This window comes from Streptomyces sp. NPDC056503 (genome assembly GCF_042794995.1).
GTDB lineage: Bacteria > Actinomycetota > Actinomycetes > Streptomycetales > Streptomycetaceae > Streptomyces.
The window spans coordinates 1-1068 of record NZ_JBHTST010000289.1; the positions used below are offsets into that span (position 1 = coordinate 1).

The window sequence follows — 1068 nt, forward strand, 5'->3', positions numbered from 1 at the left end:
CTCGCAGCGACTACAACCGGAACTGTATTTACCTTAGGTTCAATGTAATACTCATAAACAAATATAAATGCTACACCTACCATTAATATTAAGCCTGCAGTAAAAACAGCAATTGATTTCTTTTTCATTCTTTATTTATCCCTCACCTTTTTTTATTAAGTTTGCAAATATATTTTTTATACTTTTCTTTTGTTGCTTATCCTGTTCTAGTAAATGAAATTCTAATGGCAATACTCTCTTGAAAATTGGCTTAAAAGCATATTCAAACATTTCTTTGTAGTAGGGATTATCATATAGAAATGTCGACTTCCATACACACCTCAAATGATCTTCATATGGTATGTTGTCTAAAAGTACTAAGGACTCTTTAAAAATAAAATCTTCATGCCATTCTTTCATATCAATTGAATCATTGACCTTTGTAGTAATATATTGAAAACTAACTCCATTTATATTTTCCATCTCTGTAAGATAATCAATAATCCTATTTTCTATCCTTTGAAAATCTGTTTTTTGCCCATTAATGCTGATTTGGGCCAACCAATCAACTTTTATAGGATCTGGCTCAACGCAAATAAATATTTCATCTGCCTGGTGTAATAAATCTCTTATAGTTGGGTCATTCCATTTAGTTGATATGTCAATTATTTTGATAGGAGTTGAAATAGAATATATAAGTTTAAGTAGTTCATCAAAGGAGAAATTCTTTACAGGTGGAAATCTAGAATCATTTACATACCATGATATTCCTTTCTCATTCCAATTACGGTCTCTTGTAAAATGACCATCACTTTTAATAAGTTGAGCATGGTCAAAGTATATTTTCCCCCTTTCCTCATCTTCTTTGTTATGGATATCTAGATAATCAAATAGATAAGGTTTTTGTGTTGGATACTCAACCAAAGACTCTTGTAAACCCCTTGAAGCTATTGCCCTTGCTAGGTTCACTGATATTGTCGTAGATCCTGCCCCCGCCCAAAGAGAACCAATTACAATTAATTTGGGTGGAATAGAAGTAAAAGAAATTCGTTCTATTTCCTTTTCTACAATCTTTTCTCGATAAATAAT

Annotated in this window: 1 protein-coding gene; it reads right to left on the reverse strand. The window is 31.4% G+C overall.

The features are described from left to right. Window positions 1-135 precede the first annotated feature (135 nt). Window positions 136-1068: hypothetical protein (locus ACFQ8C_RS37120; RefSeq protein WP_383466388.1), on the reverse strand; the 933-nt coding region annotated here is incomplete at its 5' end.